The following is a 20,197-nucleotide window of genomic DNA, read 5'->3' on the forward strand; positions in this document are numbered from 1 at the left end:
GCCCGCGACGACATCAAACGAATACGAGACGTATATTCTGTCTGTGATCGCTCAGTGCGTGAAGGCCGAGATGCTCGCGGCCAGCTCATGGCGGGTGGCGGTGAACGCCGGCGCCGAATCGACCGGACGGCTCATGGAACATTTGCATGCGCTGGAGTCGACGCGCAGGGCGTTGCTGAAGAGGATGCCCACGAGCCTGAGCGCTCGGTTCGATCGCGCCTGCAGCCAGTCGTCGTTGCCGGAGACGGTCATCGCGGCGCTCGTCGGTGTCGGCAACGACGACGTGTGGGATATCCGCAATCGGGGAGTCATCCCACCCGGGGCGCTCTCCCGCGTTCGCGCCTTCGTCGACGCGGTCGAGGCGACCGACCATCCCAAGACGGACCCGGACAGCGGCGAGGGGCAGCGGTGATCGGCGGCGAAGTGGAAGTGTTGAACCGCGCGCACCAATTGTTCGCCGGCACCGCACCCGCCCCTGCGCTGGACGCCGGCACGGCGCACTACCTCGGATCGCAGCACCGGGTCGCCCCAAACACCCCTGTGGCAAACGGCGGTTACCGGCTCGCGGCGGAGGACGGCCGCCGGCGGCTGTCGGCGGCGGCCGGCACGGACGCCGAGGCCTCCCGGATCATCGCCAGCGCATACCGGGATCGCGCTCGTGCGGGTGAGCTCACCAAGAGCGTCTTGGACGACGCCCGCGCCGACTCCCTCATCGTCACGACCACACCGATGGCGCGACGCGAGGCGATGCGCCGTCGAGTGGCCCGCCTGCGCGCGCAGCGGGCGCACGTCGCATCGGCTCGGTTACAGGCACGACGGCACTCGGCGGCGCTTCGGGCGTTGCATTACCGGACGATGCACCGCCGCGAGCCGGGTTCGGCAGGCGCAGCGGCGGTGGCGGTTCGCGCCGCCTTGTCGCGACTGGGACGCCCGTATGTCTGGGGGGCGACCGGGCCGGACCAATTCGACTGTTCCGGGTTGGTCAAGTGGTCCTATGCGCAGGCCGGCGTTCAGCTGCACCGCACCACGTATCAGCAGATCAATGACGGGATCCCGGTGCCCCGCGGGCAAATCCGCCCGGGTGATCTCGTCTTTCCGCACGCCGGACACGTGCAGCTTGCGATCGGCAACAATCTGGTTGTGGAAGCACCCTATGCGGGCGCCGCGGTGCGAATCAGTCCGCTGGGCAACAACATTGCGATCCGCCGGCCGTTGTGATGCGCGAGTACAGCCCGGTCATTTTGGCACGACGAAGAGGTTGAACCGATGTCCGAACAAGCGGGACCTTCTCTGGGAGCGATCCAGGCGCGGCAGTCGGCGCTGGTGAGCCAGCACACCGCCGCCGCCGAGGCGGACCGCGCGTTGCAAGAGGCGCTCGCCAGCGCCCATGCCGTAACCCGCGAGAGCATCCGCCGGCTTGACGCCATCGGCGACGAGATCGATCGCGTCGCCGGCGCCCAGGCGGACCTTCCTCTCGACACCCCGTTGGGCGCGCGTGAGTTACGACGATTTCTGGTGGCCAAGCAACGCGAGATCACGCAAGTCGTAGCGGACGCGCGCGAGCTCGATCGGGCGAAAAGTGCTGCGCTGGAACGCCTTCGCGCACAATACGCTGTGCCTGCGCGCTGACGAGGGGGTGACCCGGGATGACGCGAGGGTGACTCCGAGGGTGAGTTGTCGACGAGACGGTTGCTCGGTACTGTCGCCCGGCATGGAGGGGTCGCGACACCCATGTCGACGTATGACGAGCTGATCACCACCCTCCAATACGTGCGGGACCGCACCGGCGATGCGAACGCGTGGCAGACGGGTTTGGCGCCGGACGAGGTGGCTGCTGTCATCATCCCCACCACGCCGCCTGCACGACTCGACGCGATCGTACGCAAGATCCGCCAACAACATGCCAACCTGTTCGGTCCGCCGGCGCCGACCGCCCCGTCCACTGGCCCGCCGCCCGTTGAGCCCGATTCCGGTCGAGATCACGGCGAGGCCGCCGAAGCGATGGCGGGCGCCGAAGCCGCTCTGGCACACCAGAATTCGGCCAGCTCGCAGCTGGACATGCAAGTGATCTCGGCCATCCTGAACGCGCATCTGACGGCCGTCGACGGCAGAGATGCACTTGCCAAGCTACAGCGAGAGACCGAAACCGCCGTTCTGACGCGGTCGGACCTCGACACTCCGGCGGGCGCGCGAGACTTCCAGCGCTTCCTTATCGGGAAGCTCAGGGACATTCGCTCGGTGGTTTTGAGCGCGAGCCTGGATGACACGTCGAAGGCGGCGTTGATGGCCGCATGGACTTCGCTGTACGACGCATCCAAGAGCGGACCGAACGATCCCGGCGATCGCCCGTCTGCTGCGGTCGTCCCCGCGGGCGGTCAACCGGCGACCGACGACGCCGGCACCGGCTGGGATCCGTTGCTGGACCCGATGCCGGCCGAGGATCCCGGGCCGCCGGTCGAGGACTCATCGGGGCGGGCTCCTTCACCGGGTGTCACGCCCGCGGCGATGCCGGCGGCGCCCATGATGCCGGCCATTCCCGGCTTCGGAGCCGGCTCGATGCCGGGCCTGGGTTCGGCGCCCGGATCCGGGGGCGGTTGGGGCGGCTTGCCACTGCCCGGCCTGCGGGAGGGAGGCGCTACCGATCCCGCACCGCGGAGGCTCGACGATGAGCTGCCGCCGGAATCCCATGACGCGCACCGGGGCGATCACGCGGCCTCAGCCGACGACGGCAGCGAACCGCAGAGCGACGACCCCCCCAAGGCAGAATCGCCGCCGCATCCGACGGCGGTGACCCTGCCCGACGGCGAGACCGTGACAGCGCCCAACGCACAACTCGCGGCGGTCATCCAAGCCGCGATCGCCGGATCGTCTATCTCGGATGCGTTCCACCAACAGGGGATTGCCATTCCCGCACCGGGAACCCCCGTCACTAACCCGATCGAGCAGCGGGAGGTAGCGACCGGCGACGTAGGCGTCTTCACCGATCGTCACGCGCTTGCACTGAGTCGTGAGAAGGCCCTCCTCGACGGGCAGATTCAACCCATCGCCGTCGTAAGTGGACCCAACTTCTTAGGCTGGGAGCACCCGCCGGCGCCGGTTGCGCCGGCCAAGCCCGATGCACCGACACCCACCCGGCCGGCAGGCATGTCGAGAACGTGAAAATGGAAAGTCGCCGGCCCGAGCCGGCGGCGCGTGAACAGGAGGCAGGAGATGGCCGATTCGATCCGTGTGGTGCCCGCGCACCTGCGTCAAGCCGCCGAGCATCATCAGGAGGTTTCCGAGTACCTGCGCACCGTTCCAGCGTCGCACGCGGCCATCCAGGAGAGCCTGGACTCGCTGGGGCCCGTCTTCACCGAACTGCGCGACGCCGGCCGCGAACTGCTTGAGCTCAGGCGCCAGTGCTACGAACAGCAGGCCGACGACCACGCCGATATGGCCGAAAAACTCAGTGCTTCGGCGGCGATGTGGGAACAGCACGAGCAAGACGCGGCAAAAAGATTCGGCGGCGTCGTTGACGGCAGTACATGACGGACGCCAATCCGGCCTTCGACACCGTCCACCCAAGTGGGCATATCCTGGTCCGCTCCTGCCGCGGCGGATATCTGCACAGCGTCGCGCTGAGTGAGGAGGTGATGGCAACCGACGCGGAGAGCCTGGCGGAGGGCATCGTATTGACCGCCGACGTGTCGTGTCTCAAAGCGCTGCTCGAAGTGCGGGATGAAATCCTCGCGGCCGGATATACCCCGTCGGCGGAGGTTCCGACGCCGCACGACCTCGATGCCGCGATTGAAAAGCTGCTGGCGCACAAGCTGGGACGCCGCGCCAGCGGGCACTAAAGCGGATCCAGAACCAACGGGCTTAGAGCAGCCAGGTCTTCGCGGCGTCAGGATCGGGCGCGATGTCGGTGGGCGGCTCTATCGGATTGGGGCCGAACAACTCTCGAGCGCGGGCCAAGAGGGCCCGCACTTCATCGAGTTGCTGCTGCAGCGCAGAATCAGCCATGGCTCCACGCTACCCACGCCGTCGCGGTCGCACAATTCAGGCTGAATAGACCGCCCCTTCGATCCCGGTACGCTTATCCCGTGACATTCTTCGGCCGGATGACGGCTCGCCAGCGGCTCCGGAGGGCCACCCGGGAATCACTGGCAATTCCGGCATTCAGTTCGCCCGTTGATTGCACCCCCTGGGTGACCGGCGGGCTTTGGCCCGCCGAGTTAACCACGGTGACCGCCGAAACAGCCACTCTCGCAGACTATCTCAGGGCCGACCTGCAGCGGATCGCCGATAGCGCAAACCGCGAGCTGAGCATCATCAAGCGAGCCGGAATCGACGATCCGGCGCGGCGAGCGGAAGAGGCTCGAGTCATCGGCGACGCCCGCGCTCGCGCCGTGCAACGGGTCGAGTCGACGATCCGCCAGCTGCACGCGGTGAGAACCGGGACACCACCGCCCGTCGGGGCGCGCGTCGCAGACGAGGAACCGGTTGTCAACTCCCCCACCGACATTCCGAAGCCGCCAGCGATTGCGCAGTACGACCGCGCTGCAGTTGGGGACCACGAAGGACCCGAAACCGCGGGCGGACGCCATCGGGCCGCATCCGGCACAACCGCCCAAGAGCGCACCATCGTGCGCGCGCCGCGGGCCGTTGACTCCGGCGGCGCATCGGAATCCGACGACCAGCGGTTGCGGCGGCTGCTCTGGTTCGTGGCACATCAAGAGCCGCGGTTGAATTGGGCTGTCGGCCAGCGGTCCGATGGCACCGTGGTACTGGTCACCGACCTGGCCCACGGTTGGATACCGCCGGGTATCGCGCTGCCGGCCGGCGTGCGGTTGTTGGCACCCGACCGCCGCCCCGGCAGAGTCGCCGCACTGATCGGCGACGGCAGCCGTACGGTGATGTACCGTCCCGGGGATCCGCTGCGCAGGCTCGATGACGTCGACCGGACGGAGGCCTCGGCGCAGCCGCGCGAGTTGCCGCCGATCGCGGACCCGGGATCGGAGCTGAGCCAGGCGACGCACCTGCGCGCCGGATTGCCGCGGCTGGTGCACAGCTTGGCCAGAGCGGCTGCGGCCGGCACCCGTGTCGCCGAGGACGAAATCGACCTATTGCGAGTGCATCTCGATACGGCCCGCTACCAGCTGTTGAGCCAGTATCCGAACGTCGATCCCCCGCTTCTGCTCAATTGCCTGCTGCTGGCCGCCACCGAAGGCGCCGTCACCGCCGACCCCATTTCGGCGAACTACCATCTCGCGTGGTTCAAGAAACTCGGCGCGCCCACGGACGGCGCGTAGCAATCCCCGAAGCAGTCATCGACCGGGGCCCGGGGGACCCGCGAAGGCCTGAGCGATCTGCAACCACCGCTGTGCGTCCGGACCCTGCGCTGTGACGTCGAGCGCCCCAAGTGGGCGCCGCTGAGTCACCAGAAAACAGAAGTCCTCGGCGGAGCCGGTGACTCGCTGGGCGGCGTCCGCGGGTCCCCACGTCCACGTGTCGCCGCCGGGTCCGCGCAGCTCGACCAGGAAGGGGTTGGTCGGCGGATCCAGATCGTTGATGATGAAGGCGTAGTCGCGGGTGCGGACGCCGATGTGCGCGATCGATCGAAGCCGCCCGGTGGGGGGTCGTTTGACGCCCAAGGTGTCGGCGACGTCGAGCCCGTGCGCCCAGGTCTCCATCAATCGTGCGGTGGCCATGGACGCCGGGCTCATGGGCGGCCCGAACCACGGCAGTTTGTGACCGTCGGGAACCGCCAACAGCGCCTCATGCAACCGCGCCCGGGTGACCCGCCACTGGGTGAGCAGCTCGGCTGGGGCGAAGCCCGCAAGATCCTCCGCGCCCGCGTCGACGAAGCCGATCGGGTCGGCCTGAGCATCCTCGAGCACACCGGCGAACGCGTCTTCGTCGGTGACGGCCGTCAGGGCCACCCGGTCGGTCCACAACAGGTGCCCGATCTGGTGTGCGATGGTCCAGCCCGGTGCAGGCGTCGGCTCGGCCCAGCGGTGCGCCGGTAGCGGCGCCACCAGGGCGTCGAGGTCGTCGCTTTCGGCGCGCAGGTCAGCGACCATCGGTTCGGGACCGGCCATCACCGCCTCCGACTGTCGTCGGGAACACCACGCAAGTACCTTAGCGACCGCTCGTCGGTCGGGCCCGCCGCCCGAGGAGGGCGTGCGTGGCCAGCCCGATCAAGTACAGCACCGACCCGAACAGCACGAACGCCGGCGCACGCCCGTCCTGGGGAATCAACGCCGCGGCCGCCGTGATCGCGACGATGAACGCGACCCAGAACAGCGCATCCTGCACGGCGAACACGTGTCCGCGAAGCGCGTCGTCGACGTCTATCTGCATCGCGGAGTCGGCGCACAGCTTGACGATCTGACCGGCGAAGCCAAGCAGGAAGCCGCACACCACCATCACCGGAAGCCGCAGTCCCGCGCCGGGAATCTGAATGAGCGCAGCCGCCATCAACGCGCCGTTGGCGGCGGCATAGCGCCCCCACCGGCGTACCAGGGCCGGTGTCAGGACGTTGGCCAGGAAGGCGCCCAGACCGGCAGCGGCGAAGAACACCAAGGCGATACCCAAGCCCCGGGTGGCGGGCGTCGGAAGGTGGTGAACGAGCACCAACATGACAAGCGAGTTGATACCCACCACCATCCGATGCGCCGCAAGGCCCGACAAGGTGGCAGCCACCGTCGGACGCTGCACGACCGTCCGCACGCCGTGCAGCCATCCGGTGATCACCGCGTACACGGCGGATCCGTGGATCGCGCGGCGCGTGTCGTCGGGACCCAGCACGCGGGGAGCGAACCGGAACGACAGCAGCAATGCGATCGCCACCGGAATCGTGGTCATGAAGACAATCGCGGACGCCCCCTTGTCCCCGGCGCCGACGAAGAAGCGCGGCACCAGCATGAAGTTCGCCCCAAGAAAGGCCGCGATGGCACCCGATGCGGTGGCCAGCGAGTTCATCGCCACCACCTGCTCGCGCGGCACCACGTGGGGCAGCGACGCGGACAGCCCCGAGGCGACAAACCGGGCCAAGCCGTTGGCGACCAGCGCTCCGACCAGCAGCGGTATGTCGCCGGCGCGGACAGCCAAGATGGTTCCGATGGCGGCGATCAGAAGCAGGCGGCTCACGTTGGCGCCGACGAGCACGAGCCGGCGATCCCACCGGTCCATCAGGGCACCGGCGAACGGTCCCAGCAGCGAGTAGGGCAAGAACAACACGGTGAACGCCCGCGCGATCGCCATCGGATCCGCGGCTCTATCCGGATTGAACAGCAGCGCTCCGGCCAGCGTCGCCTGAAACAGGCCGTCACCGAACTGGCTCGCCACGCGCACCTGCAGCAAACGCCAGAAATCGGGCAAACTGCGCACCGACCGCCAAACATCGGCGGGTGCGCGCGAGTTGACGCGGGACTGAATCACGCAACCGACTTCCACAGGGGCTGGACAAGATCACCGCGGCGCAAACGGTTGGCGCCGCGGTACCAACATTACAAATATTCGCCGGCCGGGCTCGATCCTGCCGGCTGGCGAGGCCGAGGTGCGATGATGGTCTGGTGCCGCCACCGGAAGACCCCGAGGACTATGTCGCACCCGCCGCACAGCGGGTGCGTGCGGGTACGTTGTTGCTCGCGAACACCGACCTTCTCGAACCGACCTTCCGGCGCAGCGTCATCTACATCGTGGAGCACAACGACGGGGGCACCTTGGGCGTGGTGCTCAACCGCGCCAGCGAGACCGCGGTGTACAACGTGCTGCCGCAGTGGGCAAAGCTGGCGGCCAAACCCAAGACCATGTTCATCGGCGGGCCCGTCAAGCGGGACGCGGCCCTATGTCTGGCGACGCTGCGGGTGGGAGCCGATGCGGAAGAAGCGCCCGGCTTGCGACATGTGGCGGGCCGGGTCGCGATGGTCGATCTGGACGCCGAGCCGGATCTAATCGCGCCGGTGGTCGAGGGGGTCCGAATCTTCGCCGGATACTCCGGCTGGACGATCGGTCAGCTCGAGGGTGAGATCGAGCGCGACGACTGGATTGTGTTGTCGGCGTTGCCTTCCGACGTTTTGGTCGGGCCGAGGGCCGATCTGTGGGGACAGGTGCTGCGGCGCCAGCCGCTGCCGCTATCGTTGCTTGCCACCCACCCGATCGACGTCAGCCGTAACTAGCACTCGCGCCGCGGTGTTCAGTGGCAGGACTGTGTGCAGATCGCGCAGTTGCCCGCACAGGTAGATGCCGCGGGGCCCTGGCGCAGCGCGAAACGTGCACTTTGCCACGAACCGGTGGCCAGCGTCCCGATGGCCCCGGCCACGCAGACGATCAGCACCACCAGGGCGGTCTGGCTGGCGGCTGCCAACGTCACTACCCCACCGGCGGCGAGCATGACCGCGGCCGCCAGCTGGGTGGGGGCCATGGCGCGCAGTGCCAGCGCAGTGGTGTCAACAGCGCGATGGTGAGATAGCGACCAGGCCCCGAACCCGGCCGAACCTATCGCCGCACACATGCACAGCACACCCGCGATCAGCATGGGCCTCACAATACGAGACCGGCCGCGGGTCCGCTCGCCGGGCTCGGCCTCCCGCTACGCGCCGAATTATCAGTGACCTTGCAAGAAGGAGAAATTCGGCAGTGGCGGCAGCCCGGGCACCAGCGTCAACAGGTTCGGCGTGGGCCGCGACGCGGTGACCTGGTTGGGCACCGTGGGCTGTGCGGGAAGCCCGGCGGGCGCCGCGCCGGGTGTTTGTGCGGGAAGCCCGGCGGGCGCCGCGCCGGGTGTTTGCGGGGGAAGCCCGACCGGTGCGGGCGCCTGGGCGGGCGCCGCGGCGCCGGATGCGCTCACCCGAAACCCGTTGATAATCGCGTCGGTGGCTGGCGCATCCGCGACCGCCACCGCACGGTCGGTGTTCACCGCCAGCGACACCAGATACTTGTCGCGTCCCGATGTGGCGATGACGTTTCGTCGCGAGGTGTTCACCGTCACGTCACCGTCGCGGTAGGTGCCCTCGATGATCGACGACGGAAAGCCGCTGAAGTCACCCATCGACGCATTGGTGGTCTGCCACGCGAGCAGTTTCTGGCTGTCGACGTAGCCGTGCGTGATGGCTTCTCGGGGATCGAAGTCACCGACCAGCTTGTAGACCACCACCTGCGCATTCGACGAGTAAACGCTGCTGCCCTGGCGGTCGGCGATCACCGCAAACGCGTCGGGGACATTGGGATCGGGGACCTGACTCCAGCGAGGCGGCACCGGCAGCGTGATGTCAAGGGCGTTGAAGCCCTGCGGCTTTTGCGCCTCGAGTTTGACGCCCTTCGACTGCAGATATTCGCGGATCGTGCCGAAGACTGCGGGAGTCCCCGCCGGGGGCATGGTGGCCGGGTTGGCGGCGGCCGGCGCGGACGGCGCCGCGGGGGATGCGCCCGGCGGCGTGACGAGCAGCCTGTTGCCAGGAGCCTGGCCGGGGGCGGCGGCCAGGAGGCGCTGCGGCGCGGGCGCCGGGGCGGGGACCGCCGGAGCGGGCTGTGGCGCCGGCTGCAACGGTTCAGCCGATGCGGTGGCGTCCGCGAAGACCGCGACACCGATCACGCCGGCGGCCAGGCCACCCGCGAGTACCCGCATCGTACGGGCGATCTCAATCATCTGCGTCGGTCCTTCCCACTGTTTCGGGTGGCGGCGCCCGTCACTCGAGGTGACTGTAGCCAGCGGTCAAATGCGGTGAACAGGCCTGAAATAGAGCTGGGATGAAGCTCTGACCGGTGTGCAACGCAACCGATATCAACCCGTGGCCCGGCGGGTTCGCCAGGGCCGCCTTATACCCTGTTCACGTGACCGAATCCCCGACCGCCACGCCCGGCAGCGACTCCGGTACCGCGGCGCCGGACCCCGATGCGCCACCGCATCGCTACACCGCGGCGCTGGCCGGACGCATAGAACGCACATGGCAGGGCAACTGGGCGAAGCTCGGGACGTTCAACGTCCCCAATCCGGTCGGTGACCTCGCCCCGAGGGACGGCAGCCAGGTGCCTCCCGACAAGCTGTTCGTGCAGGACATGTTTCCCTATCCGTCCGGTGAGGGGCTGCACGTCGGCCATCCGCTGGGCTACATTGCCACCGACGTCTACGCCCGTTACTTCCGGATGACGGGCCGTAATGTGCTGCACGCTTTGGGCTTTGACTCCTTCGGGCTGCCCGCCGAGCAGTATGCGGTGCAAACCGGCACCCACCCGCGCACCCGGACCGAGGCCAACGTGGTGAACTTCCGCCGGCAGTTGGGTCGGCTGGGCTTGGGCCACGACAGTCGGCGCAGCTTCTCGACGACGGACGTCGAGTTCTACAAGTGGACGCAGTGGATTTTTCTGCAGATCTACAATGCCTGGTTTGACGGCGCGGCCGCCAAGGCTCGCCCGATCAGCGAACTGATCGCCGAATTCGATTCCGGGCAGCGCAATCTCGACGATGGCCGCGATTGGGCCGAGTTGTCGGTGGGGGAGCGGGCCGACGTCATCGACGGCTACCGACTGGTTTACCGGGCCGACTCGATGGTGAACTGGTGTCCGGGCCTCGGCACGGTGCTGGCCAACGAGGAGGTCACGGCCGACGGCCGCAGCGACCGCGGGAACTTCCCGGTATTCCGAAAACGGTTACGGCAGTGGATGATGCGGATCACCTCCTATGCCGACCGGCTACTCGACGACCTCGACGAGCTGGACTGGCCGGATCAGGTAAAAACCATGCAGCGCAACTGGATCGGCCGGTCCACCGGCGCCATGGCATTGTTCTCGGCCGTCATTCCGGGCGGCGATGAGGCCGGCAAACGGATCGATATCGAGGTGTTCACCACCCGGCCCGACACCCTGTTCGGTGCCACCTATCTGGTGCTGGCGCCCGAGCACGACTTGGTCGACCGTCTGGTGGCCGCCGAGTGGCCGGACGGGGTGGACACCCGTTGGACCTACGGTGCGCCGACTCCGCGGGAGGCGGTCGCCGCCTACCGCGGCGCCATCGCCGCCAAGTCGGACGTCGAGCGCCAGGAGAGCAAGGACAAGAGCGGCGTCTTCCTGGGCAGCTATGCGACCAATCCCGTCAACGACAAACCGGTGCCGATCTTTATCGCCGACTACGTGCTGGCCGGGTACGGCACCGGGGCGATCATGGCGGTCCCCGGCCACGACCAGCGCGACTGGGACTTCGCCCATGAGTTCGGCCTGCCGATCGTGGAGGTCATCGCGGGCGGTGACGTTGCTCAAGCGGCTCACGCCGGCGACGGTGTGCTGGTTAACTCCGGCTACCTCGACGGCATGGATGTGGCGGCTGCCAAGCAGGCCGTCACCGCGCGTTTGGAGGCCGAGGGCCGCGGCCGGGCGCGCACCGAATTCAAGCTGCGCGACTGGCTTTTCGCCCGACAGCGCTACTGGGGCGAACCCTTTCCGATCGTGTACGACGCCGATGGACGCCCGCATGCGCTCGACGAGGCGGCCCTGCCGGTCGAGCTGCCCGATATACCGGACTATTCGCCGGTGCTGTTCGATCCCAACGACGCCGCCAGCGAGCCGTCGCCACCTCTGGCCAAGGCCACCGACTGGGTGCATGTCGAGCTGGATCTGGGCGACGGGCTCAAGCCCTACACACGTGACACCAACGTGATGCCGAATTGGGCCGGCAGCTCCTGGTACGAGCTGCGTTACACGGACCCGCACAACTCGGAGCGGCTCTGCGCCAAGGAAAACGAAGCTTATTGGATGGGTCCACGGCCCGCCGAGCACGGTCCGGGCGATCCCGGCGGCGTCGATCTCTATGTCGGCGGCGCCGAGCACGCGGTGCTGCATCTGCTGTATTCGAGGTTCTGGCACAAGGTGTTGTACGACCTTGGTCATGTGACGTCTCGCGAGCCATACCGAAGATTGATCAACCAGGGCTATATCCAGGCTTTCGCTTATACCGATTCGCGGGGAACGTATGTCCCGGCGCACGAGGTCATCGAGCGCGACGGCAGATTTTTCTATCCCGGGCCGCAGGGGGAAGTCGAAGTCTTTCAGGAGTTCGGGAAAATCGGCAAAAGCCTGAAGAATTCGGTATCGCCCGACGAGATCTGCGACGAATACGGCGCAGACACGCTGCGCGTCTATGAGATGTCGATGGGCCCGCTCGAGGCGTCCCGCCCCTGGGCCACCAAGGATGTCGTCGGCGCGCATCGTTTCCTGCAGCGGGTGTGGCGATTGGTGGTCGACGAGCAGACCGGCGAATCGACGGTGTTCGATGGCACCGCCGAGCAGCCGCTGGACGGTGCAACGCTTCGGGCATTGCATCGCACGATCGCCGGGGTTTCCGAAGACTTTGTGGCACTGCGTAATAACACCGCGGTGGCGAAGCTGATCGAGTACACCAACCATCTCACGAAGGCGCACCGCGACGCCGTGCCGCGCGCGGCGGTGGAGCCGCTGGTGCTGATGTTGGCCCCGCTGGCCCCCCATATGGCCGAGGAGCTGTGGCTGCGGCTGGGTCATACGGCCTCGTTGGCGCACGGCCCGTTCCCGGAGGCCGATCCGGCCTACCTGGTTGACGAGACCATCGAGTACCCGGTGCAGGTTAATGGAAAGGTACGCGGACGAGTGGTGGTCGCCGCCGGCGCCGACGATGACACGCTGAAAGCGGCCGCCATCGCGGACGAAAAGGTCCGTGCGTTCTTGGCGGGCGCCACTCCACGCAAGGTGATCGTGGTCCCCGGTCGGCTGGTCAATCTGGTGGTCTGAGAACCGTCCGCGTTGAGGTCATCCTGGGGGTCATCGCCGGCGCGGCCGCAGCACGATTTCGTGGACGTGGCCGTCGGGTGGCGTTGCCAGTGCGTTGGCGACCGTTGCCGCGACGGTTTCAGGCCGCAGGAAGTTGGCGGCGTCGTACTCGCCACCCTCAAACGCCACGAGTTCGCGCTGCATGCGGGAATCGGTACGGCCCGGATAAATTGTGGTGACCCGCAGGCCGGGTTCGTCGGCGCGCAGGGAGTCCGCGAAGGCACGCAGCGCGAACTTGCTGGCCGAATAGGAGGCCATACCCGGCGAAACATTGCGCCCCGCACCGGAATTGATGAAGACGACGTGGCCGCCGGCACCCCGGAGTGCCGGCAACAGCGCCAGCGTGAGTGCCACCGCACCAAAGACGTTCACGGCGAAGGTGGCGCGCCACTGGTCGACGTCGGACTCGGCGACATGACCGGGGATGAATACCCCGGCGTTGTGCACCAGCACGTCGAGTTCGTCCACGACTTCGCACGCGGCTTCGATGTCGCCGGTGTTGGTCAGGTCCAACGGAAAGGTGGTAGCGCCCAGCCGCTCCGCGACGGCATCGAGCCGATCGGAGGGCCGGCCGGCCAGCAGCAGGCTGTGCGTCGCCGAAAGCGCGGTGGCGACAGCGGAACCGATGCCGCCGCCGGCGCCGGTGATCAGTGCGGTAGGCATGTATTCCAGCTTAGGATGGTATCAATCGCGTTGGCCGGCAGGCGCTTTCACGCCTGCTTGCGCGCCGGTGGCTCGCCCGCGGGGCCCGCCGTGGGTTCACCGGAGGCCAGGCGTTGCAACGGCGGCAGCGCCTTCATCAGAGTGTTCAGGTCGGCCTCCGGGAGCTGGCTGAGCATCGCCGCCAGGGCGGCGCGGCGGTTGGCCAGCGACTCGCCATGGACGGCCCGTCCCCGCGGAGTGATGTCGACCAGGACCGCCCGCAGGTCCGAGGGGTCACGGGAACGCTTCACCAGCCCGATCTTCTCGAGCCTGCGGATCGCCACTGTCGTGGTGGGCGTGCGCACCCGTTCGTGCGCCGCCAGGTCGGTCATCCGGATAGGGCCCTGGTCGAGCAAAGTGACCAGGATCGACAGCTGCGCCAGCGTGAGATCCCCGGCCGCCGCCCCGTTCGGGTCCCCGCGCCGGAGAATTGAAAACAATTTGGATAGTGCACGGTGCAAACCTTCCGCAAGCTCAGTCACCTCCGCTGCGGTGGGTTCGATGTCCGCCATAAGTCGGCAGTCTAACCCGATATCGGGTCCGGACAAGCGAGCGTCACCGAGTGGTTATCGCCCGTCAGAGCACTTGCGAGAGGAATCGCTGGAGGCGTTCGGTGTTGGCGGCTTCGAATATCTGCTCGGGAGGCCCGGATTCCACGACCTTGCCGCGATCCATAAAAACGACGGTGTCGGATGCCGAGCGGGCAAAACCCATTTCGTGGGTCACGACCACCATCGTCATGCCGTCGGCGCCGAGGTCGGCGATGAGTTGCAGAATGCCCTTGACCATCTCGGGGTCCAGCGCCGAGGTGGCCTCGTCGAAGAACATCACCTGCGGTGCCATCGCCAGCGCGCGGGCGATCGCGACCCGTTGCTGTTGGCCGCCGGAGAGCATGCCGGGGCGCGCAGCTGCCTTGTGTTTCAGGCCAACTCGGTCCAGCTGCGCCAGCGCCAGATCCCTGGCCGCGTCGGCGGACAGCCCACGCAACTTGCGTGGTGCCAGGGCAACATTCTTCAGCACGCTCAGATGCGGGAAGAGGTTGAAATGTTGGAACACCATGCCGATGCGTTGGCGGACCTCGTCGGGATCGTCGCGCAACACCGACCGGCCGTCCAGGAGAATGTCGCCGCTGTCGGGTTCGTGCAGCCGGTTCAGCGTGCGCAGCAGCGTCGACTTGCCCGAGCCGGACGGTCCGATGACCGCCACCGTGCTGCCCGCCGGCGCCTCGATATCGACGCCGCGCAGCACCGTCGTCCCGCCGAGGGTTTGATGAATACCCTTGGCGGCCAGGGACACTGGTGTGCGGCCGGACGTTCCGGTACTCACGTCATCTCCTGGCCGAAGGTGGTCGCGAGCATGTCGGCGTCGTCTTGCCTGCCGGCGGGGCGGCGCCCGCGGCGAAGCCTGGTGTCGATGTAGTTCACCAAATGCGTTAACGGAATGGTCAATATCAGGTAGAACAGGCCTGCAGCGACGAGTGGTGACAGGCTGCCGGTCTGCGCGTTGAGGTCGCGGCCCACTTGGAACAGCTCCCGCTGATCAGCGACCAAGCCCAAGAAGTACACCAGCGCAGAGGCCTTCAGCAGCGCGATGGCCTGATTGACCAGTGCCGGTAGCACCCGCCGTATCCCCTGCGGCACCACCACCAGACGCATCGCGGCGGAGTAGCTGAACCCGAGCGCACGGGAGGCTTCCAGCTGGCCCGCATCGACGCTTTGGATGCCCGCGCGCAGAATCTCCCCGATGTAGGCGGCGGCCATCAGACCCAGGGCGGCGATGCCCAGCGGGTAGGGGTTCTTGTTGGTCAGCCCGCCCACCAGCGGGCCGATGCCCATCCCGATGACCAGGATGATCACCACTTCGGGTAGACCGCGGAAGATGTCGGTGTAAACCCGTGCGGGCCAGCGCAGCCAACGCGAATGCGACATCCCGGCCATTGCCAGCACCATTCCGAGCGCCAAGCCGATGATGATCGCGCTGTTGGTGATGATCAACGTATTCGGCAGCCCAACCTTGAAAAGCGTCGGTATGGCCTGTCGGTACATTTCCCAGTCGAAGAAGGAATCGCGCAACTGGGTCAGCGTCGACTTCGGTGCGGCCGGGTTGACCGGCTCACGGTGGTGTTTGGCTGCGATCGCCGCGAAGTCCGGCAAGTTCGGCGCGGGGGCGGATCTGGACCCGGGTTTCCAGCCGGGCGGCAATGTCCGGGGAACCCACTGGCAGTACAGCTTCGCCCAGGTGCCGTCGGCGATGACGGCGTCCAGCCCGGAATTGAGCGCATCGATCAACGGCTGGTTGTCCTTGTCGACCGCATAGGCGACGAAATTGCCCAGGCTGAAAGCGTTTGCGACCACCACTGCCGGGTCGCCCGGCCGGATGATGGTCGAAGCCAGGGTGCCGGGCGCCACCCACGCGTCGATCTGGCGCGTCTTGAGGCTGGCGTACAAGGTAGCGAAGCCCGGATACTTCACCGGTTGCAGGTGCAACGTGTCGACGACATACGACTCCTCGATGGTGCCTTGAACGACCCCGATTCGCTGGCCGGAGGCGAGATCGCCGAATTTGTGGATCGCCGAGCCGGGCGGCACCACAAGCGAGAAGAAACCGAAGTCGTAGCCGTTGGTGAACCCGACGGTGCGCCGCCGCGCCTCGGTCGCTTTGACCGCCGCCGAGCCGACGTCGAAGCGCCGGGATGCCACCTGGGCGAGCAGCGCGGAGAAGTCCGTGCTGAAGAACCGGACCTTCAGCCCCAGCTTGTCGGCGATCGCGCGCAGCAGCTCGTTGTCGAAGCCGCTGAATTCTCCGGTCGGATTGATGCAGATGTTAGGCGGAGCGTCCGACAGCGTGCCGACCGTCAGGATGCCTGGGGTACCGAGACCCAATTCGCCGACATGCACTGAGCTCAGCGGCGCAACCGTGGGCGTGGTGTCGGAATCCGCACGGCGCGGGATCGGGTTGTCCGTCAGATCTTTCGGCAACGCCCGTGCGCTGTCCACCCCGGCCGGCGCGCATTGATTCCAGTCGGCGGCCGCGGGGGCAGCCGGTCCGCCCATAGCCATGCCGCATACCATCAACGTCGTCGCGGCCAGTCCGAGCAGCTTTGCGCGGCGCTTGCCGCGCAGGCCCACGCAAAAACTCATCACGGCTACCGTATCGGCCCACCGGTGGCTCGGCCCGTTTAAGAGTGCGGTCAGCGCGCGACCGACGGCTCGTCGCGCGGCGCACCGGTGCCGCCGAGCAGTCGAAGCGGTTGGGAGATGACCGGGCCGATGTCTTGGGGTGCAGCAAACACCCTGCGCCGGAACAGTTCGGCGAGCATCGTCTGAGCCATCAGATTGGACCGGCCGACGCACGCGGCCCGCGCGGCCTCGGGGTCATGCCCGCGTATCGCGGCGGTTTCATCTTCGTAGAACGGCAACATGTCGTCGCGGCTGCCCTGGTAGCTCGTCCAGAACGCCCGGGGAATGAGGTTCTGCGATGCGCGAATCGTGGCGTGCAGACGCGGCCCCGCGTATTCGTCGTTGATGGTGCGGCGGTATTCGCGCGCAATTTCGGAGAACGCCCGCGAGTCCTTGGACGAGCGCAACGATCGCATGAGCGCATCGAGTTGCCCGAGAATCCGGGGGGTGGGGTTTCTGGCCGCACGCGCCGACGCGACGCCGTTGAGCAGGCCGTCGAGTTCATGGTGTTCGAGGACGGTCGCTTCGTCGAACCGCTCGACGAACGCGCCCCGGTGGTAGCGGGTGGAGACGATGCCGTCGTGTTCGAGTTGCACCAGCGCCTCTTGAATCGGCACCCGGCTAACACCAAGGCCAATCGCGATCTCGTTGCGATCGACGCGGTCGCCGCTGCGCAGCTTTCCCGTCAACACCAGGTTGAGAATGTGCGATACAACCTGGTCCTTCTCTTTGACCCCGTATTTCTTGGGCATCCGCCTTCTGCGTCTCTTTTCAACCCGCATCCCAAATCTGGCGCTGAGAGTTTCTCATGACTTGGCGCCCGCGTTAAGGTGTTTCGCGGATGAACGGCAGACCAACGCCGAGCTACCGAATCAGCGACCGTCGCGCCACTTACACAGCGCCTCGGCAGCGGTCAGGTCGTAATCCGGGCCGTCACAGCCGACCGTCAGCAGCGCGGCGCCGAGGCCGACGAGGGTTTCGGCGTTCGCGATGAGCGCGTCGCCTGCAGCGCCCCCGCCGACGGCTGCCGAGCGTTCGATCGCGGCGAAATTTCGGCCCACATCGGCGCAGTGGCGGGCGAGGATCTCCGACTTCGCGGGAAATTCCTCGGGTGAGCTGAAGCTGTGCCAGACATCGGCGTATTGGGCCACCAGTCGCAGGGTCTTGCGCTCGCCCCCGCCGCCGATCAGGACGGGGATTTCCCGGGTCGGTTGCGGATTCAGCTTGGCCAGGCGCGCCTTGATCCGGGGCAGTGCGCCCGCAAGGTCGTCGAGGCGGCTGCCGGCGGTGCCGAATTCATAGCCGTACTCGTCGTAGTCCTTTCGTTTCCAGCCGGAACCGATACCGAGCACGAGCCGGCCATCCGAAATGTGGTCGACGGTGCGCGCCATGTCGGCCAAAAGCTCCGGATTGCGGTAGGAGTTGCAGGTCACCAGCGCGCCGATCTCGATGCGTGATGTCTGTTCGGCCCACGCCCCGAGCATGGTCCAGCATTCGAAATGCGGGCCATCGGGATCGCCGTAGAGCGGGAAGAAATGGTCCCAGTTGAACGCGATGTCGACGCCTAGGTCCTCGCAGCGGCGGACGGCGTCGCGGATGTCGGCGTAATTGGGGGCGTGTTGCGGCTGCAGCTGCACGCCGATACGAATTCGATTCGGGGTCATCTCACCACCGTAGGCTCAGCGCGAGTCGAGCACCCCGCGCAGGAGGTCGATCAGCACGCGCGGTTGGTCGCTTTGCACCGAGTGGCCCGAATTATCGACGACCTGTGTTGTACGGAAATTGCTTGCGCGCCTGGCGAGTTCGGCCGCGTCATCGTCGGTGACGAAGCGCGAGGAGCCGCCGCGGATGAGAGTGATCGGCGCCGAGAGCCGGTCGACGTCGTCCCACAGACCGGCGAAGTCGGGGAAAGTGCGGATGGTGTCGTAGCGCCAGGTCCAACTGCCGTTGTCCAGCCGGCGGGAATTGTGGAAGACACCCCGGCGCAGGGCCTTCACCTCGCGGTGCGGGGCCGCCGCCACCGTCAGATCCAGCATCGCCTGGAAGCTGGGGAATTCCCGCTCACCGTGCATCAGCGCCACGGTGCCCTGCTGCTCCTTGGTCATCTCGGAGTGTCGTTGCAGCGCCGACGGGGTGACGTCGATCAGGACGAGTTCGCTGACCAGCTCGGGGGCGACCGCGCCCAGCCGTATCGCGGTCAACCCGCCCAGCGACATTCCCACGACGAGGTCGGCCGTCGGCGCGTGCGCGCGCAGCATCGGGAGCAGCGCGTCGGCATTCCGTTGGGGTGAGTAGTCGCCGTCTTGACGCCAGGAGGAGTGGCCGTGCCCGGGAAGGTCCACCGCCAGCGCCGGCTCACCGAGACCGACGATCACGGTGTCCCAGGTGTGCGCGTTCTGCCCGCCGCCATGCAGGAAGACCACCCGGGGTGGGGTGGCGCCGCCCCAGCGCAGCGCGCTTATTGTGCTCTCCCCGCCGCCGGTCCCGACGCGCTCGACGGCGGGCAGCGCACCCGTCACGCCGGCCTGCTCGGCGTTTTCGGACAGGAGCGAGAATTCGGACAGTCCGGCCAGTTCGCCTTCGGAGGTCTCGGTCACAAAGACCAGGCTAGCGAGCCGCGAAAGTGCAACTGGCGACGCGTTTCCGCAAGAGCGAGCGTCGTCAGTTGCACTTTCGCGTTGCGGAGAGTTACCCCTCGATGAACTCTTCGAGTTGGGCGCGTGCGATGTCGTCGGGCAGCTGCTGCGGCGGGCTCTTCATCAGATACGCCGACGCCGCAACCACCGGGCCGCCGATGCCGCGGTCCTTGGCGATCTTGGCCGCGCGCACGGCGTCGATGATGACGCCCGCCGAGTTCGGCGAGTCCCACACCTCGAGCTTGTACTCCAGGTTCAACGGCACGTCGCCGAAGGCGCGGCCCTCCAGCCGCACGTAGGCCCACTTGCGATCGTCGAGCCAGCCGACGTGGTCGGACGGCCCGATGTGCACGTCCTTGGTCTTGAACTCGCGCTGCAGGTTCGAGGTGACCGCCTGCGTCTTGGAGATCTTCTTGGACTCCAGCCGCTCGCGCTCGAGCATGTTGAGAAAGTCCATGTTTCCGCCGACGTTGAGCTGCATCGTGCGGTCGAGTTGCACGCCGCGGTCCTCGAAGAGCTTGGCCATCACCCGGTGGGTGATGGTGGCGCCGACCTGGCTCTTGATGTCGTCGCCGACGATCGGCACCCCGGCGTCGGCGAACTTCTTCGCCCACACCGGGTCGGACGCGATGAACACCGGCAGCGCATTGACGAACGCCACACCGGCGTCGATCGCGCACTGCGCATAGAACTTGTCGGCCTCTTCGGAACCGACGGGCAGGTAGGAGACCAGCACGTCGACCTCGTTGTCCTTGAGCACCTTGACGACGTTGGCCGGCTCGGTGTCGGACACCTCGATGGTGTCGGCGTAGTACTTGCCGCTGCCGTCCAGGGTCGGGCCACGCTGAACGGTGACATTGGTGGGTGGTACGTCGGCGAACTTGATGGTGTTGTTCTCCG

21 protein-coding genes and 1 pseudogene are annotated in these 20,197 nt (G+C 67.1%); 9 read left to right on the top strand and 13 right to left on the bottom strand.

Annotated elements, in window-relative coordinates; genetic code table 11:
- The 6 genes and pseudogenes from JO059_RS10235 to JO059_RS10260 all read left to right on the top strand — a co-directional run.
- Window positions 1-412: pseudogene (locus JO059_RS10235) on the top strand (transcriptional regulator); the annotation flags it as partial.
- Complete coding sequence (locus JO059_RS10240; RefSeq protein WP_293316310.1) at window positions 409-1,218, top strand: C40 family peptidase; 810 nt, start codon at window positions 409-411, stop codon at window positions 1,216-1,218. The pseudogene JO059_RS10235 and the gene JO059_RS10240, both read left to right, overlap by 4 nt.
- 48 nt (window positions 1,219-1,266) lie before the next feature.
- Entirely contained in the window at window positions 1,267-1,629 is a 363-nt protein-coding gene (locus JO059_RS10245) for a DUF4226 domain-containing protein (RefSeq protein ID WP_293316312.1), read from the top strand.
- Between the two features lie 102 nt (window positions 1,630-1,731).
- Window positions 1,732-3,159, top strand: coding sequence for a DUF4226 domain-containing protein (locus JO059_RS10250; protein WP_293316314.1), 1,428 nt, complete (start codon window positions 1,732-1,734; stop codon window positions 3,157-3,159).
- Window positions 3,160-3,210: 51 nt separating this feature from the next.
- Entirely contained in the window at window positions 3,211-3,528 is a 318-nt protein-coding gene (locus JO059_RS10255; RefSeq protein WP_293316316.1) for an ESX-1 secretion-associated protein, read from the top strand.
- Window positions 3,525-3,836, top strand: a complete 312-nt coding sequence (locus JO059_RS10260) for a DUF2694 family protein (protein WP_293316318.1) — start codon at window positions 3,525-3,527, stop codon at window positions 3,834-3,836. The genes JO059_RS10255 and JO059_RS10260 overlap by 4 nt, the downstream gene beginning before the upstream one ends.
- Before the next feature lie 22 nt (window positions 3,837-3,858).
- On the opposite strand, the gene JO059_RS10265 is transcribed toward JO059_RS10260, so the two are convergent.
- Window positions 3,859-4,002: a hypothetical protein gene (locus tag JO059_RS10265; protein ID WP_293316320.1), complete on the bottom strand. Its 144-nt coding sequence runs from the start codon at window positions 4,000-4,002 to the stop codon at window positions 3,859-3,861.
- 80 nt (window positions 4,003-4,082) lie between these two features.
- On the opposite strand from JO059_RS10265, the gene JO059_RS10270 reads away from it, so the two are divergent.
- On the top strand, window positions 4,083-5,291 hold the full coding sequence (locus tag JO059_RS10270) for a DUF5631 domain-containing protein (RefSeq protein ID WP_293316322.1): 1,209 nt from the start codon (window positions 4,083-4,085) through the stop codon (window positions 5,289-5,291).
- A gap of 15 nt (window positions 5,292-5,306) precedes the next feature.
- Here JO059_RS10270 and JO059_RS10275 read toward each other — a convergent pair whose 3' ends face one another.
- Both JO059_RS10275 and JO059_RS10280 read right to left on the bottom strand, forming a co-directional pair.
- Window positions 5,307-6,080 carry a TIGR03084 family metal-binding protein gene (locus JO059_RS10275; protein ID WP_293316324.1) on the bottom strand — a complete coding sequence of 258 codons (774 nt, stop codon included), beginning with the start codon at window positions 6,078-6,080 and terminating at the stop codon, window positions 5,307-5,309.
- 40 nt (window positions 6,081-6,120) lie between these two features.
- Window positions 6,121-7,437 (bottom strand): MFS transporter, encoded by a 1,317-nt coding sequence (locus tag JO059_RS10280; protein ID WP_293316326.1) that lies wholly within the window; start codon window positions 7,435-7,437, stop codon window positions 6,121-6,123.
- Window positions 7,438-7,553: 116 nt separating this feature from the next.
- On the opposite strand from JO059_RS10280, the gene JO059_RS10285 reads away from it, so the two are divergent.
- Window positions 7,554-8,162 (top strand): YqgE/AlgH family protein, encoded by a 609-nt coding sequence (locus JO059_RS10285; RefSeq protein WP_293316350.1) that lies wholly within the window; start codon window positions 7,554-7,556, stop codon window positions 8,160-8,162.
- Window positions 8,163-8,179: 17 nt separating this feature from the next.
- Here JO059_RS10285 and JO059_RS10290 read toward each other — a convergent pair whose 3' ends face one another.
- Entirely contained in the window at window positions 8,180-8,521 is a 342-nt protein-coding gene (locus JO059_RS10290; RefSeq protein ID WP_293316328.1) for a hypothetical protein, read from the bottom strand.
- 69 nt (window positions 8,522-8,590) lie between these two features.
- Window positions 8,591-9,631 (bottom strand): LpqN/LpqT family lipoprotein, encoded by a 1,041-nt coding sequence (locus JO059_RS10295; RefSeq protein WP_293316330.1) that lies wholly within the window; start codon window positions 9,629-9,631, stop codon window positions 8,591-8,593.
- A 185-nt stretch (window positions 9,632-9,816) separates the two neighbouring features.
- Between JO059_RS10295 and leuS the strand changes: the two genes are divergently transcribed.
- A complete protein-coding gene (gene leuS, locus JO059_RS10300) occupies window positions 9,817-12,741 on the top strand; it encodes a leucine--tRNA ligase (protein ID WP_293316332.1) in 2,925 nt (974 codons plus the stop codon).
- 30 nt (window positions 12,742-12,771) lie between these two features.
- On the opposite strand, the gene JO059_RS10305 is transcribed toward leuS, so the two are convergent.
- The 8 genes from JO059_RS10305 to JO059_RS10340 all read right to left on the bottom strand — a co-directional run.
- On the bottom strand, window positions 12,772-13,443 hold the full coding sequence (locus JO059_RS10305; RefSeq protein ID WP_293316334.1) for an SDR family oxidoreductase: 672 nt from the start codon (window positions 13,441-13,443) through the stop codon (window positions 12,772-12,774).
- 47 nt (window positions 13,444-13,490) lie between these two features.
- Entirely contained in the window at window positions 13,491-13,994 is a 504-nt protein-coding gene (locus tag JO059_RS10310; protein ID WP_293316336.1) for a MarR family transcriptional regulator, read from the bottom strand.
- A gap of 64 nt (window positions 13,995-14,058) precedes the next feature.
- Entirely contained in the window at window positions 14,059-14,808 is a 750-nt protein-coding gene (locus JO059_RS10315) for an amino acid ABC transporter ATP-binding protein (protein WP_293316338.1), read from the bottom strand.
- Window positions 14,805-16,622 (bottom strand): ABC transporter substrate-binding protein/permease, encoded by a 1,818-nt coding sequence (locus JO059_RS10320; protein ID WP_293316340.1) that lies wholly within the window; start codon window positions 16,620-16,622, stop codon window positions 14,805-14,807. Before JO059_RS10320 ends, JO059_RS10315 begins: the two co-directional genes overlap by 4 nt.
- Window positions 16,623-16,672: 50 nt before the next feature.
- On the bottom strand, window positions 16,673-17,413 hold the full coding sequence (locus tag JO059_RS10325) for a GntR family transcriptional regulator (RefSeq protein WP_293316342.1): 741 nt from the start codon (window positions 17,411-17,413) through the stop codon (window positions 16,673-16,675).
- A 120-nt stretch (window positions 17,414-17,533) separates the two neighbouring features.
- Window positions 17,534-18,325, bottom strand: coding sequence for an LLM class F420-dependent oxidoreductase (locus tag JO059_RS10330; protein WP_293316344.1), 792 nt, complete (start codon window positions 18,323-18,325; stop codon window positions 17,534-17,536).
- Window positions 18,326-18,340: 15 nt separating this feature from the next.
- Window positions 18,341-19,258, bottom strand: coding sequence for an alpha/beta hydrolase (locus JO059_RS10335; protein WP_293316346.1), 918 nt, complete (start codon window positions 19,256-19,258; stop codon window positions 18,341-18,343).
- 91 nt (window positions 19,259-19,349) lie between these two features.
- Window positions 19,350-20,197, bottom strand: an 848-nt coding sequence (locus JO059_RS10340) for an inositol-3-phosphate synthase (protein ID WP_293316348.1), incomplete at its 5' end; no start/stop codon positions are given.

It is taken from the genome of Mycobacterium sp. (genome assembly GCF_019247615.1).
Classification (GTDB): Bacteria; Actinomycetota; Actinomycetes; order Mycobacteriales; family Mycobacteriaceae; genus Mycobacterium.